Origin of the sequence: Lysinibacillus telephonicus, assembly GCF_039654155.1 — a bacterium.
Classification (GTDB): domain Bacteria; phylum Bacillota; class Bacilli; order Bacillales_A; family Planococcaceae; genus Ureibacillus; species Ureibacillus telephonicus.
Genome location: NZ_CP155468.1, coordinates 3,376,811 through 3,390,744, shown reverse-complemented (window position 1 = coordinate 3,390,744; position 13,934 = coordinate 3,376,811). Strand labels below are relative to the sequence as shown.

The following is a 13,934-nucleotide window of genomic DNA, read 5'->3' as shown; positions in this document are numbered from 1 at the left end:
GTTCTAGGCATGGGGAAACCAACAGGATTTATGGAATTTAAAAGGGAAAAGACGAAAGAACAGCCTCCACTAGAGCGTATTTCGAATTGGAATGAATATGCTGCAAGGCTGTCAGATGAATCATTGCAAACGCAAGGTGCTCGTTGCATGGATTGCGGCACACCTTTCTGTCATATGGGTATTGAAATACGTGGTGCAGCTGCGGGCTGTCCAATCCAAAACGTAATTCCTGAATGGAATGATTTAGTTTATAAAGGGCAATGGAAGGAAGCGTTAGACCGTCTTCACATGACGAATAACTTTCCAGAGTTTACAGGGCGCGTTTGTCCAGCGCCTTGTGAAAGCTCTTGTACACTAGCGATAACAGATCCAGCTGTTGCGATTAAGTCGATTGAACGTTCCATTATTGATAAAGGTTTTGAAAATAATTGGATTGTTCCACGTATTCCACAAAATCGTACAGGCAAAAAAATTGCAGTTGTTGGCTCTGGGCCTGCAGGATTGGCTGCAGCAGACCAATTAAACCAGCTCGGTCATAGCGTAACAGTTTATGAAAGAGCAGATCGTCCAGGCGGTTTATTAATGTATGGTATCCCAAATATGAAGCTTGAAAAGGATGTAATTGAGCGCCGAGTGAATTTGCTTCGCCAAGAGGGAGTCGATTTTGTATTGAATACTGAAATCGGCAAAGATATAACAGCAGATGATCTAAAAGCACAATTTGATGCAGTTATTTTATGTATTGGTGCTCAAAAGCAGCGTGTTCTTCACTTAGAGGGCAGTGAATCAAAAGGTGTTCATTTAGCAATGGATTACCTAACTGGTGTTACACAAAGTTTGCTTGATTCTAATTTTAAAGATGGTAAAGCGATCGATGTAAAAGGCAAAGATGTTATTGTAATTGGTGGTGGAGATACTGGTGCGGACTGTGTCGCAACAGCAATTCGCCAAAATTGTCGCTCTGTATACCAATTTGGGAAGCATCCTCAAGCTGAAAAAACTAGAACTGAAGATACTCCGTGGCCTCAAGAGCCTAATCTTTATAAATTAGATTATGCATATGAAGAAGTGGCATCAGTAAAAGGACGCGATCCACGTGAATATTGCATCCAAACGAAAAAAATTGTATCGGATGAAAATGGTAATGTAAAAGAACTCCATACAATTCAAATGGAGAAAATATTAGGCGATGATGGATTCCATTACTTTAAAGAGCTTCCGGGTACTGAAAAAGTTTGGCCTGCACAATATGTATTTGTTGCAATTGGATTTGAAGGTGTTGAAAAACCACTACCAGAGCAATTTGGTGTTAATTTAGTTAGTAACAGAATTCAAGCTTCTATAAAAGATTATGAAACAAATGTTCCAGGCGTATTTGCTGCTGGTGATGCAAGACGCGGTCAAAGTTTAGTCGTTTGGGCTATAAAAGAAGGCCGCGCAGTAGCTGCAAGTGTTCACGAATACTTAACAACTACTGTAAATGCATAACAAGAGAAGTATAGCGCTGATTAAAAAGTTCTATTTCGAAATAGTTTTTAAAATAGTTTTAAGAATGAGGCTGGGACAAAACCCGTCTCTGATGAAAAAGCCGGTGAAATTTTACGATAAGTAAAATTTCACCGGCTTTGATTATTTTAAATAAAAAATAAGGACCACTTCTGATAAAATTAAGTCACCACAACAAAATTATACAGAAAGAAGGATCCTTATGTTTAAAAATTATAACATGAATCAAATCGTTTTGCCTTTAGAATTAGAAGTAAAATTACAAAAAAATGATATTGCTTACCACGTGCATCATTTAGTGGAAAGTATTCCTCCAGAAGCATTTGAACCATTTCTCCGAAATGAGGGATGTCCTGCCTATCATCCACGCATGATGCTTAAAATTATCTTATGTGCCTACACACAATCTGTCTTCTCAGGACGCAAAATTGAAGCGTTATTAAAAGATAGTATTCGGATGATGTGGTTAGCTCAAGGGTATGAACCAAGCTACCGTACAATCAATCGTTTTCGTGTCCATCCAAAAGTAAAAGAATTGATTCGCCAATGTTTCGTCCAATTCCGGTGCCAATTGATTGAAGAAAAACTAATCCATCAAGAAGCCATTTTTATCGATGGTACAAAGATTGAAGCGAACGCAAATAAATTTACGTTTGTATGGAAGAAATCGATTGAGAAATATCATCAAAGTTTAATTGAAAAGTCCAACCAGCTATACAATGAATTACTTGAGAAAGAAATTATCCCTGAAATCGAACGTGAAAGCGATGAACAGTTATCATTAAAAGAACTCGCTCATTTGGTTCAACAAGTTGACGATATCGTAACCGAGTATGATAAGGAAATTGAGGCTTCATCAGATGTCCAAAAACGAAAAATTTTAAGAAGTGCACGCAAATATCCGAAACAAGTGCGTAATCAGTTGATTGATTTTGTCTTACGAAAGCAGAAATACCAACAAGACTTTGAAACTTTTGGCGCACGTAATAGCTATTCTAAAACAGATCGCGATGCGACATTTATGCGAATGAAAGATGATTATATGCAAAACGGGCAATTGAAAGCTGGTTATAATATACAAATCGCGACAGAGGGACAATACGCTTTAGCCTATAGTTTATTTTCAAATCCAACAGATACACGTACGTTAATTCCATTTCTAGATGAAATTGAGCAACATTATTTCGAACTACCGAAATACATTGTCGCAGATGCAGGGTATGGTAGTGAACAAAATTATCATGATATCCTTTCGAACAGAAAACGAGAAGCACTAATTACGTATAACATGTATTTGAAGGAACAAAAGAAAAAGTACAAACAGAACAAATTTAATCCCGACAACTGGGAATATGATGAAGAAACAGATACATATACATGCCCTAATCAGAAACGTCTTGAATTTCAATATGATTCTATCCGTAATGACCGTACAGGCTTCCAACGGAAGTTCAAAATCTACGAATGCGAAGACTGTTCTGGATGCCCATTCCGTTCATTGTGTACAAAAGCAAAAGAAGGCAACAATCGAAAATTAATAGTAAATGAAAAATGGGAACAACAAAAAGAATATGTAAGAATGAAGCTTTCAGAAGAGAAAACGAGTGCCATCTACCGAAAACGCAAAATCGATGTGGAGCCAGTTTTTGGATTCTTGAAGGCTAATTTGCGTTTCACTCGATTTTCTGTGCGAGGAAAATCGAAGGTTGAAAATGAAATGGGTCTTGCGTTAATGGCCGTGAATTTAAGAAAATTCACGGCCATTAACTAAGGGAACAGAAGAACTAATGTGAAAAAAGAGAGAAAGGTGAATTTGAGGGAACTCAAATTCACCTTTCTCTTTATTTGAAGCTAGTTATGTCCCAGCCCCGTTTTTTTTTTGGTTCTATAATAAATGTTGGGGTTTTTAAACAATTTCTAAAATAAAAATGCACAACATCACCTATTTTACTATACTTGAATTGACGAGAAACAAGTAGTAAAGGTGAGTTGTGCAATATGAATTTTAACATGCATTTACCAGGATTAAAAGGAGTAAACCTTGAGGAAATTGTTGAACAAGAAAATAGAATTTTAGTGTATATTTCAATACCCATAAAAGAACACATTTGTCCAGCATGTGGTGAAAAGACGTCGAAAGTACATGACTATCGAATGCGTAAGATTGGGCATCTTCCAATGTGGGGACGTTCAACGCAATTGATGTATAAATGCCGCCGTTATCGTTGTATTTGTGGGAAGCGATTTGCCGAAAAGGCCCCATTTGTTGAGCGTTACCAGCGTTTTTCTAAGGAAACAAATCAAGCCATGATTATTCAATCGGTTAAATCAAAAACATTTAAAGATGCTGCAATGATACTCAGTACATCCATTTCAACGATACTACGTAGATTCAATAAACAGACAAAAGCAGCGTTACCAGAAGGGTTTCGTTTACCAAAGGCGATTGCCATTGATGAATATAAAGCAGATACAGATGCCGGGGAATATCAGCTAATTATAGCAAATGCGGAAACACATGAACCAATTGATATTTTGCCGAATCGGCGACTACAAACGATAAAAACATATTTACAAAAATATGGACAAGATGTAGAAATTGTTGTGATGGACATGAATGGAAGCTTTAAAGCAGCTGTCCATCAAGCATTAGCAAAGCCAATCATTGTAGCGGATCGATTCCATTATTGTCGTTATATTCATTGGGCTTTAGATGACGTCAGAAGGAAAGTTCAAAAAGAAATGCATGCTTATGATCGCAAAAAATGTAAACGTATGCGATTTGTTTTACATAAAAACTCTGCAAAATTAACAGAAGATGAGCGTTGGTATTTAAACCGTTATCTTGGATTATCACCTGAATTAAAAAAAGCCTATGAGTTAAAAGAAGCGTATAAAAAGTGGTTTACACAAGCTAAGGAAGAGAAGAATATTCAAAAGGTGAAGGAAGGTTTAGAAGCGTTTTACCGCAAGGTAGAAGAGGCAAACATTCCATCTTTTATAAAACGTATTCAAACGATAAAAAACTGGCAGGTAGAAATCTTAAATAGCTTTGTCTTTAACTATTCAAACGGGTTTTTAGAAGGTATTAACAATAAATCAAAAGTGCTCAAGCGAAATGCTTATGGCTTCCGCAAATATGAGCACTTTAAAGCAAAAATATTATTAGGTCACATGTATAGAAAAATAGGGTTGTATGTTGGGTGAGGGAGCGAAGCGAGCCGCGACCTACCCATACATTCCTTCCTCGCTACGCTTCGGAAGAAATGTATGGGCAGGAAAAGTTAATCTTATACTCAAATTCTCTTGTTCTCTCAAGTGTTACCCCAACATTTGACAAAGGACCTTTTTTTTATAATTTTTTGATTGTACTCAGATGGAGGAGAGTTCTTCTGACTCTTAGCTTATGAATTTAAATTTTTAACGGGAATCTACATATTAAAAACACAATTTTACTGCTATAATTTTAAAGTTAAAATGTATAGGATGATATTGGTTAGCGGAAAACTAAACAAGTCTGTAGTTTAAACGTTCATGAAAAGTGATTGGTGAAATGAATTCTCAATTAGAAATGTATTATTGAAAATGATTGATCACCCTTTTAATCAACATTGTTTTCCTTATAAACATTAAAAATGTATAACACGCCTATATTTTAATGGTTTTAGCTGAAATGTAATGTTTGTGGAATAAATCTTTTGCATGGTTCGCTGTTTTCGGTTAAGATTAGAATGATAATAAATTAAAAATGGTTCTACCATTCAATGCACAACTTACGGAGGTAATTATTAATGTCAACTTTAGTTATTAAAGATCTTCATGTTTCAATTGAAGATAAGGAGATTTTAAAAGGTGTAAACCTAACAATTAATACTAATGAAATCCATGCAATTATGGGTCCTAATGGTACTGGTAAATCAACATTAGCTTCTGCTATCATGGGTCATCCTAAATATGAAGTTACTCATGGTACTATTGAAATAGATGGCGAAAACGTGCTTGAAATGGAAGTTGATGAGCGTGCAAAAGCTGGTTTATTCCTAGCAATGCAATATCCATCAGAAATTTCAGGGGTTACAAACGCTGATTTCATCCGTTCAGCAATTAACGCACGCCGCGAAGAAGGCGATGAAATTTCATTAATGAAATTTATCCGTGAACTAGATAAAACAATGGACTTCCTTGAAATGGACCAAGATATGGCTCAACGTTACCTAAACGAAGGCTTCTCTGGTGGGGAAAAGAAACGCAACGAAATTCTTCAATTAATGATGATCAAACCAACATTCGCAATCTTAGATGAAATTGACTCAGGTCTTGATATCGACGCATTAAAAGTCGTTGCAAAAGGAATTAACGAAATGCGCGGTGAAGGATTTGGCTGTCTTGCAATCACTCACTACCAACGCTTACTTAACTACATCACACCAGACCAAGTACACGTTATGATGCAAGGCCGTGTTGTAAAATCTGGTGGACCAGAATTAGCTCAACGTCTTGAAGCTGAAGGTTATGATTGGATTAAAAAAGAACTAGGTATTGAAGACGAAACAGTTGAACAAGAAGCATAATTTAGGAGGACGAATGAGATGACGGTTGAAACAAAATTGGCCTTATCAGCAAGTGAAGTACGCTCGTTCTCGCAAAGCAATAATGAACCATCATGGTTTGCAGATTTGCGTGCGGCTGCAATTGAAAAAGCTGCTGAACTACCAATGCCAAAGCCAGATAAAACAAATATTACAAAATGGAACTTTACAGAGTTCCTTCAACATACAGTAGAAAGCAAACCATTTAATTCATTAGATGAACTTTCTGACGAAGTAAAAGATATTATTGACATTGAAGGACAAGAAAACCTTTATATTCAACGCAATAATACACCGGCTTTCATTAAAGTTTCTGATGAATTAAAAGCACAAGGTGTAATTTTTACAGATATTTTAACAGCAGTTCGTGAACATGGCGATTTAGTTCAAAAGTATTTTATGACTGAAGCTGTAAAAGTTGATGAGCATAAATTAACTGCTTACCATACAGCATTAGTAAACGGTGGCGTATTCGTTTATGTACCGAAAAATGTTGTAGTTGAACAACCTTTACAAGTAGTATTTTTAAACGATAACGCTGATGCTTCATTATTTAATCATGTTCTTGTCGTTGCAGATAACAACTCGGCTGTTACTTACGTTGAAACTTATGTATCAACTGTTGAACAAGCTAAGGGACAAGCAAACTTAATTGAAGAAGTTATCGCTTTAGATAATGCACAAGTTACATTTGGAGCAGTAGACGTACTTGCAAAAGGATTTACAACTTATGTAAACCGTCGCGGGCATATAAAAAGTGATGCGAAAATTGATTGGGCATTAGGTTTAATGAACGATTCTGATACAATTTCTGAAAGTATTACTCATTTAGTGGGAGACGGTTCAACAGCTAATACTAGAACTGTTGTAGTAGGAAGAGGAGAGCAAAAGCAAAACTTTACTACTGAAATCCGCCATTGGGGTAAAAACTCAGAAGGCTTCATCTTAAAACATGGTGTTATGAAAGATGCAGCTCAAACAATTTTTAATGGTATTGGTAAAATTGAACACGGTGCAACAAAGTCAAACGCAGAGCAAGAGTCTCGTGTATTGATGCTATCTGAAAATGCACGTGGAGATGCAAACCCAATTCTTTTAATTGATGAAGATGATGTAATGGCTGGACACGCGGCATCTGTTGGGCGTGTTGATCCTATTCAGCTTTACTACTTAATGAGCCGTGGTATCTCAAAACAAGAGGCGGAACGTCTAGTTATTCACGGATTCTTAGCTCCTGTTGTTACTAACATTCCTATAGAAAGTGTTAAGAAGCAATTGACGAAAGTCATTGAAGGGAAAGTTCGCTAATGAATGAAATCCGAAAATATTTTCCTGTACTTAATCAAGAAGTAAACGGGCATCCACTCGTTTACCTTGATAGTGCAGCAACATCTCAAAAGCCAGTTCAAGTATTAGAAGCTGTAAAAAACTATTATGAGTTGGATAATTCAAACGTACATCGTGGTGTACATACATTAGGAAATCGAGCAACCGATTCATATGAAGGTGCGCGAGAAAAAATCCGCAAATTCATTAATGCTAAATCGACTAAAGAAATTATCTATACTCGTGGTACGACAACTTCTTTAAACACTGTTGCAGCGGCATATGGCAGAATGAATGTAAGTGAGGGGGATGAAATTGTCATCTCTTACATGGAGCATCATTCTAATTTAATTCCTTGGCAACAACTTGCAAAAGAAAAAGGTGCTGTGCTAAAGTATCTTGATTTAGAACAAGACGGCACAATTACGATTGACACTGTACGTAAAACTATTACAGATAAAACAAAAATCGTTGCCATTACAATGGCTTCAAACGTACTTGGTACAATCAATCCAATAAAAGAAATTGCAGAGATTGCTCATCAAGCTGGTGCAATTATCGTGGTAGATGCTGCACAAGCTGCACCACATATGAAAATAGATGTGCAAGATCTTGATTGTGATTTTTTAGGTTTCTCTGGTCATAAAATGTGTGGTCCAACAGGTATCGGTGTACTTTATGGTAAAGAAGCACATTTAGAAAACATGGAACCAATTGAATTTGGTGGAGAAATGATTGATTTTGTAGAATTGTATGATTCTACATGGAAAGAATTGCCTTGGAAGTTTGAAGGTGGAACACCAAACATTGCAGGTGCGATTGGATTAGGAGCTGCAATTGATTTCCTAACTGAAATTGGATTAGATAAAATCGAAGAACATGAGCATGCTCTAGTAGAATATGCGATTAGTGAAATGGATAAAATCGATGGTTTAACAATTTATGGACCTCGTGATCCAAAAAAACGCTGCGGTCTTATTACTTTCAATTTAGACGGTGTACATCCACATGATTTAGCAACTGTATTAGATATGAACGGTATTGCAATCCGTGCAGGTCATCATTGTGCACAGCCTTTAATGAAATGGCTCCAAGTTTCTGCAACAGCACGAGCAAGTTTCTATATGTATAATTCAAAAGAAGACATAGACGCTCTTGTTAAAGGATTACGCCAAGCGAAGGAGTATTTTAACGATGTCTATTAATAATCTAGATCAACTATATCGCTCTGTTATTATGGATCACTATAAAAAACCACGAAATAAAGGATCCCTAGAAGAAAATAGTGTTACAATTGATATGAACAACCCTACTTGTGGTGACCGTATCCATTTAACATTAAAAATTAACGACGGTATAGTTGAAGATGCTAAATTTGATGGAGAAGGATGTTCAATTTCGATGTCTTCTGCATCAATGATGACAGAGGTCATTAAAGGGAAAAAAATTGAAGAAGCTCTTGAACTAGCAAATATTTTTTCTAAAATGATGTTAGGTGAAGACTATAGCGATAAATATGATTTAGGTGACGTTGAAGCATTGCAAGGTGTTTCAAAATTTCCAGCCCGAATTAAATGTGCGACACTCGCATGGAAAGCGATGGAAAAGGGCGTTAATGGATCAAATTAATTAATTTGAACGGAGGAGAATAAAATGGCGAAACAAATGCCTGATATCGGCGATTACAAATACGGCTTCCATGATAAGGACGTATCAATTTTCCGTTCAAAACGTGGATTAACCGAAGAAATCGTTCGTGAAATTTCAAATATGAAAAATGAACCTGAGTGGATGCTAGACTATCGCTTAAAAGCGTTGGAAATCTTCTACTCAAAACCAATGCCACAATGGGGTGGCGACCTTTCTGCATTAAACTTCGATGAAATTACTTACTATGTAAAACCATCTGAAGCTACTCAAAGATCTTGGGATGAAGTACCTGAGGAAATCAAAGCAACATTTGATAAATTAGGTATTCCTGAAGCTGAACAAAAGTATTTAGCAGGTGTATCTGCTCAATACGAATCAGAAGTAGTTTACCATAACATGAAAAAAGACCTTGAAGATTTAGGTATTGTTTTCAAAGATACAGATTCAGCTTTACGTGAAAATGAAGATATTTTTAAACAATATTGGGGTACTGTAATCCCTGCATCAGACAACAAATTTGCTGCACTTAACTCAGCAGTTTGGTCTGGTGGATCATTCATCTACGTGCCACCTGGTGTTAAACTTGATACACCGTTACAAGCATACTTCCGTATTAACTCAGAAAATATGGGTCAATTCGAACGTACTTTAATCATTGTAGATGAAGGTTCAAGTGTACACTATGTAGAAGGATGTACAGCTCCTGTTTATACAACAAATTCTCTTCACTCTGCAGTAGTTGAGATTATTGTTAAGAAAGATGCTTATTGCCGTTATACAACAATTCAAAACTGGGCAAACAACGTATATAACCTAGTTACAAAACGTACTGTTGTTGAAGAAAACGGAACAATGGAATGGATCGATGGTAACATTGGTTCTAAATTAACAATGAAATACCCAGCATGTATCCTTAAAGGTGAAGGTGCACGTGGTATGACGCTTTCAATTGCAATTGCAGGTAAAGGTCAACACCAAGATGCTGGTGCAAAAATGATTCACTTAGCACCAAATACATCTTCAACAATCGTATCAAAATCCATCTCTAAACAAGGTGGTAAAGTAACATATCGTGGTATTGTTCGCTTCGGTAAAAAAGCTACTGGAGCACGTTCAAACATCGAATGTGATACTTTAATTTTAGACAACGAATCAACATCAGATACAATTCCATACAACGAAATTTTAAACGATAACGTATCTTTAGAACACGAAGCGAAAGTTTCAAAAGTATCTGAAGAACAATTATTCTACTTAATGTCTCGTGGTATTTCAGAAGCAGAAGCAACTGAAATGATCGTAATGGGCTTCATCGAACCATTCACAAAAGAATTACCGATGGAATATGCAGTAGAAATGAACCGCCTTATCAAATTCGAAATGGAAGGTTCAATCGGGTAAGACTAATAAAATCAGTAGTTTCAAGGCTGTGTGGGTAGTATGCAAATACCGCAAACCCACAAACGCCCTACAAAATTATGATTAACAGATCGAGTGCATTGCGCTCGATCTTTTTTGTTATGTGTGTATAGGTATCGTAAGTTGTCTCTACAGACTTATGTCCAAGTCGTTCTGAAATGTATTTAATATCTGCTCCGGCTTCAAGTAAGTGAAGTGCATGAGAATGTCTGCATGCATGTGGTGATAGTTCAGAAACTCCTGCTCTTTTACAAAAGATTTTGAATTGTTCTCAGATTACATTCGCTCTCCAATATTCACCTGTAGGGGTATGGAAGAGTAAATTATTTTCAGGTTTTTTATAATAGCTAAACTTTGAATACATATCTTCTTGATTTTTTTTATATTCTTTTAAAACTTCTAAAGTATTGAAATCAATTTCAATAATTCGTTCACTTGAGGTCGTTTTCGTACTGGTAATGACAACTTCTTTACCTTTATCTTTATATCTACAGGTTTTATCTACAGATACTTGAGCATGTTCAAAATTTATATCGTCCCATGTTAATGCAAGAGCTTCACCAATTCGTAATCCAGTGTGAAACAAAAAATACATTAGTGTGTAATGCTGACTGGATTCTCTGTATTTTGCTTTTTTTACTTTTACATTTGCAACAAGTTTATAGCTAGAAGCGGAAACAAAATTCAATTTAAGTAGTAAAGCTCGTTTAACTATGATTGTGGATGCAGCGATTAAAGCAGGAGCAAGCGAAGAGTGGCGAAGAAAACATGAAAGTCGCATAATGACCGATGATGACTATTTAGGTTTAGCTGCTAAAGTAATTATTGACCCACTAAAAAATAATTAAAACTCAACATTTATCCACTATACAGTTATTAGAAATCCATAGATTATAATATCAAGTTAAAATTAACTTGAGTTGATCACTTCTTTAATGGCTCAAAAGACCGCCTTATCCAATCTGGAGGGCGGTCTTTTTTAATTGTATAAATGAAAACCCCCTGCTATGCAGGGGGTTCCGGAAAGCTTATAGCTATGGACATAAAAAAAACTCCAGTCGTACAATAAAGTCAGGTCTGGTCAACCGACTTCGTACGAAAGGAGCTCCAAAATGGATAAGAAAAGTTTAGCACATACAACGTGGAATTGTAAGTATCACATTGTGTTTGCACCGAAATATAGAAGACAAGTGATTTATGGTCAAATAAAGGCAGATATAGGAAGAATCCTGCGACAATTGTGTGAAAGAAAAGGCGTGGAAATCATAGAAGCAAGTGCATGTCCCGATCATATTCATATGTTAGTAAGTATTCCACCAAAGTTAAGTGTTTCAGGATTTGTAGGTTATTTAAAAGGGAAGAGTAGTTTAATGATTTTCGATCGACACGCCAATCTGAAATATCGATATGGAAACAGAAAATTTTGGTGCAGAGGATTTTATGTGGATACAGTAGGAAGAAATAAAAAAACAATACAAGAATATATCAAAAATCAATTACAAGAAGATATCCTGGAAGATCAAATGACAATGAAAGAATTCATTGACCCTTTCACAGGAGAAGAAATCAATCGAAGAAAGAAATAAAAAAGCCGCTTTAGCGGCAAAGTGAGGAAGCGAAGTGCGGTTGGCGGACCTTTCAGAATGTCTTTAGACAGGAGCCAGTAACCCAGCGTTTCACGCGAAGAGCAAACCACCAGTTATACTGGTGGTTTTGACTTTATTCATCATAAGATCTTTACTTAGAATGTAATTCCTTGGATTCCTCTTTACGTCGCTCTACATCTTCCCTTACTGTTGCGCTCTTCTTTTAAATTTATATTCTTCTAAAATTTGGAATTTCCTTCAAAATTTATTTTTTAATTTCAAAAAGAAAGGAGATCAAATTGCCTTTTGAATTTTTAACAACTTCAGTTATGTCTGGAATAGCTACGACTGCTTATTAAAAAAAGAAAGGCTTAGATACAAAGATAGCGGAAAAATCCAACGTATTCTTTATTAGGCTTAATGCGCACAAAAAATAAAAAAGCCACTCAATGAGTGACCTATGTTTTGCCTTCTACAATTATCATATTTGTTTTTATTCTAAATTATCAATAGCGTATTGTGCTTCCTCTGCTGTGAATTTTTCCCCATATTCTGATATCAATTGGTCGTAAATAGCTGCATCCGACATACTCATCATTTCTGCGTACGTTTGCGCTTTTTTTAATGCGTTCTCATTCCAATCTACAACAATATTATCGATAGCGTATTGTGCTGCTTCCGGAGGGAAATTTTCCCCGTATTCCGATGTTAATTGATCGTAAATACCCGCTTTTGACATATACATAGTTTGAGCATATAACTCTGCTTTTGTTAATGCCGATTTATATTCTCTAGGGACACTTTCTGCTTGTTTTTTAGCTTGTTCCTCCGCTTTAGCTTGTGCTTCAGCCTCTTCTTTAGCTTTTTGTTCAGCTAATGCTTGCTCCTCAGCTTCTTTCGCTTCACGTGCTGCTATTTCTTCTGGAGTTTCCTCTGTTTCAACTTGTTCATTTTTAATGTCTGCAGAAGTTTGAATCATTTCTTCTGAATTATTTTCAGGACCTGGAATCGCAACAATAAATGCTATAAATGCAACGATATTCACAAATATTGCACCACCAGTAAATAATAAACTTCTTATTCCTTTTTTCTTGTTTTTATTAACGAACTGTACAATTGTTAAAATACCAAATACAAAAATTGCAATGAGACTTATAATTGAGATGATTAAAAATAAAATATACATCTTTTTTCCTCCTCCTTATTAACTACATTTTATTGGTATTTCTAGGAAAAATCTATAGTAAAATACAGACAATTGGTAATATTAGTGATAGTAGAGATAGAAAGTAATTTTAAACAGCATCAGAAAATACGGTGCTGTTTTGATGTTACTATCCATAAAAAGAGATTATATTGTATATAATACAAGGAACAACCTAACTAAGAGTAGCGCGTTTATATATGTTGTATTAATGAAAGAACGTAAAAAATACGAATAAACCCACAAAAAACCGACGAATGTATTTTAGATTATTCTATCTTATCTCTAAAAAGTATTATAAAACCTTTAATTAACCGTATTTTCTTACTCGTATTCATACCAAATTTATTACAAATTTACTAAATTCGAAATGGAAGGTTCAATCGGATAATATAAAAAAATCAAATGCAATTGTGCACTCGATTTTTTGTTTCAATTGATGAATTTTATTAGTTGAAAAATAAAACATACAATTCTTATGAAAAAAGTTGACTTTAAATGGGCATTATAGTAAATTATGTTTAGGAAGAGTAACTTGCTAACTAGTTCACTAGAAGAAAGGGACTCATTATACTGCTAAAAATTAATATTTCAGAAGTCCACTATACGAATAGAGACTCCTATCTTTTTGGATGGGAGTTTTTTTACTTCCAT

At 35.5% G+C, this 13,934-nt stretch carries 10 protein-coding genes and 1 pseudogene; 9 read left to right on the top strand and 2 right to left on the bottom strand.

What is annotated here, in order from left to right; translation table 11 throughout:
* Window positions 1-9: 9 nt before the first annotated feature.
* The 8 genes from MKY04_RS16470 (at window position 10) to sufB (ending at window position 10,472) form a co-directional block, all read left to right on the top strand.
* The gene (locus tag MKY04_RS16470) at window positions 10-1,488 is read left to right on the top strand and encodes a glutamate synthase subunit beta (protein WP_346234757.1); all 1,479 of its coding nucleotides are present in this window, start codon (window positions 10-12) and stop codon (window positions 1,486-1,488) included.
* A gap of 220 nt (window positions 1,489-1,708) precedes the next feature.
* On the top strand, window positions 1,709-3,277 hold the full coding sequence (locus MKY04_RS16465) for an IS1182 family transposase (protein ID WP_346234597.1): 1,569 nt from the start codon (window positions 1,709-1,711) through the stop codon (window positions 3,275-3,277).
* 227 nt (window positions 3,278-3,504) lie between these two features.
* On the top strand, window positions 3,505-4,713 hold the full coding sequence (locus MKY04_RS16460) for an ISL3 family transposase (RefSeq protein WP_346234717.1): 1,209 nt from the start codon (window positions 3,505-3,507) through the stop codon (window positions 4,711-4,713).
* A 584-nt stretch (window positions 4,714-5,297) separates the two neighbouring features.
* Window positions 5,298-6,077, top strand: a complete 780-nt coding sequence (gene sufC, locus MKY04_RS16455) for a Fe-S cluster assembly ATPase SufC (protein ID WP_346234756.1) — start codon at window positions 5,298-5,300, stop codon at window positions 6,075-6,077.
* An 18-nt stretch (window positions 6,078-6,095) separates the two neighbouring features.
* Window positions 6,096-7,403: a Fe-S cluster assembly protein SufD gene (sufD, locus tag MKY04_RS16450; protein ID WP_346234755.1), complete on the top strand. Its 1,308-nt coding sequence runs from the start codon at window positions 6,096-6,098 to the stop codon at window positions 7,401-7,403.
* Window positions 7,403-8,626 carry a cysteine desulfurase gene (locus tag MKY04_RS16445; protein ID WP_126294280.1) on the top strand — a complete coding sequence of 408 codons (1,224 nt, stop codon included), beginning with the start codon at window positions 7,403-7,405 and terminating at the stop codon, window positions 8,624-8,626. Before sufD ends, MKY04_RS16445 begins: the two co-directional genes overlap by 1 nt.
* Entirely contained in the window at window positions 8,616-9,050 is a 435-nt protein-coding gene (gene sufU / locus MKY04_RS16440) for a Fe-S cluster assembly sulfur transfer protein SufU (RefSeq protein ID WP_126294279.1), read from the top strand. Before MKY04_RS16445 ends, sufU begins: the two co-directional genes overlap by 11 nt.
* A gap of 24 nt (window positions 9,051-9,074) precedes the next feature.
* Window positions 9,075-10,472 carry a Fe-S cluster assembly protein SufB gene (gene sufB, locus MKY04_RS16435; RefSeq protein WP_126294278.1) on the top strand — a complete coding sequence of 466 codons (1,398 nt, stop codon included), beginning with the start codon at window positions 9,075-9,077 and terminating at the stop codon, window positions 10,470-10,472.
* Window positions 10,473-10,539: 67 nt separating this feature from the next.
* Here sufB and MKY04_RS16430 read toward each other — a convergent pair.
* A pseudogene (locus MKY04_RS16430) lies at window positions 10,540-11,271 on the bottom strand (site-specific integrase).
* 331 nt (window positions 11,272-11,602) lie between these two features.
* On the opposite strand from MKY04_RS16430, the gene tnpA reads away from it, so the two are divergent.
* Window positions 11,603-12,076 (top strand): IS200/IS605 family transposase, encoded by a 474-nt coding sequence (tnpA, locus tag MKY04_RS16425; RefSeq protein WP_346234657.1) that lies wholly within the window; start codon window positions 11,603-11,605, stop codon window positions 12,074-12,076.
* A gap of 493 nt (window positions 12,077-12,569) precedes the next feature.
* Here tnpA and MKY04_RS16420 read toward each other — a convergent pair whose 3' ends face one another.
* The gene (locus MKY04_RS16420) at window positions 12,570-13,262 is read right to left on the bottom strand and encodes an Ltp family lipoprotein (protein WP_410799904.1); all 693 of its coding nucleotides are present in this window, start codon (window positions 13,260-13,262) and stop codon (window positions 12,570-12,572) included.
* Between the last annotated feature and the right edge of the window lie 672 nt (window positions 13,263-13,934).

Excerpts from the sequence above, each read along its gene's own strand:
- MKY04_RS16470 (WP_346234757.1), top strand. The coding sequence starts at position 10 with ATGGGGAAACCAACAGGATTTATGGAATTTAAAAGGGAAAAGACGAAA.
- MKY04_RS16465 (WP_346234597.1), top strand. The coding sequence starts at position 1,709 with ATGTTTAAAAATTATAACATGAATCAAATCGTTTTGCCTTTAGAATTA.
- MKY04_RS16460 (WP_346234717.1), top strand. The coding sequence starts at position 3,505 with ATGAATTTTAACATGCATTTACCAGGATTAAAAGGAGTAAACCTTGAG.
- sufC (WP_346234756.1), top strand. The coding sequence starts at position 5,298 with ATGTCAACTTTAGTTATTAAAGATCTTCATGTTTCAATTGAAGATAAG.
- sufD (WP_346234755.1), top strand. The coding sequence starts at position 6,096 with ATGACGGTTGAAACAAAATTGGCCTTATCAGCAAGTGAAGTACGCTCG.
- MKY04_RS16445 (WP_126294280.1), top strand. The coding sequence starts at position 7,403 with ATGAATGAAATCCGAAAATATTTTCCTGTACTTAATCAAGAAGTAAAC.
- sufU (WP_126294279.1), top strand. The coding sequence starts at position 8,616 with ATGTCTATTAATAATCTAGATCAACTATATCGCTCTGTTATTATGGAT.
- sufB (WP_126294278.1), top strand. The coding sequence starts at position 9,075 with ATGGCGAAACAAATGCCTGATATCGGCGATTACAAATACGGCTTCCAT.
- tnpA (WP_346234657.1), top strand. The coding sequence starts at position 11,603 with ATGGATAAGAAAAGTTTAGCACATACAACGTGGAATTGTAAGTATCAC.
- MKY04_RS16420 (WP_410799904.1), bottom strand. The coding sequence starts at position 13,262 with ATGTATATTTTATTTTTAATCATCTCAATTATAAGTCTCATTGCAATT.